Origin of the sequence: Kosakonia sp. H7A, from assembly GCF_003028445.1 — a bacterium.
Classification (GTDB): Bacteria; Pseudomonadota; Gammaproteobacteria; order Enterobacterales; family Enterobacteriaceae; genus Kosakonia; species Kosakonia radicincitans.
On the sequence record NZ_PYTZ01000087.1, the window covers coordinates 1 to 497 of the forward strand.

Below are 497 nucleotides of genomic sequence, written 5' to 3' on the forward strand. Positions count from 1 at the left end.
AACTTCAGCTCCAGCAGTGGGACACCTGCCTGCAAAGCCAGAGAGGCATAGGCGTGACGCAGCGCATGCCCCGTCAAGCCATCCAACTCGGGCTGCTGCACCTCGGCGACGTGCCCACTCTTGCTGTCCGAAGGAAACAGCCACAGGCTCCGGCGGTTCATCTCGGGATTGGCGGCAACCCTGTGGGCAACTAAGTCAGACAGCGCAGATGACAATGGCAGGTCGAAGGCACGGGCGGAACCACCCTTGGGCGAGGGAACGTGCAGAGCGTTACCTTCCTCGCTGACGTGCTCCATCTTGGACTCGCAGGCAGCTGTGCGCCGCATCCCCGACAGCATCATGAACAGGTTGAGGTCTCGCCTGACGGGTGACAGGCCCAGCACTGCCTTGCCCCATGCCTTCAGGCGATCTGCCTCGACGTCCACCTTCCTGCGCTTCTGTCCATGGAAGTCCACATTCATCGCCGGGTTGGCGGGCAGGTCGGGATGCTCACGCAG

1 pseudogene is annotated in these 497 nt (G+C 62.8%); it reads right to left on the minus strand.

Annotated elements, in window-relative coordinates:
• Positions 1-497, minus strand: a pseudogene (locus tag CWM66_RS28335) (tyrosine-type recombinase/integrase); the annotation flags it as partial.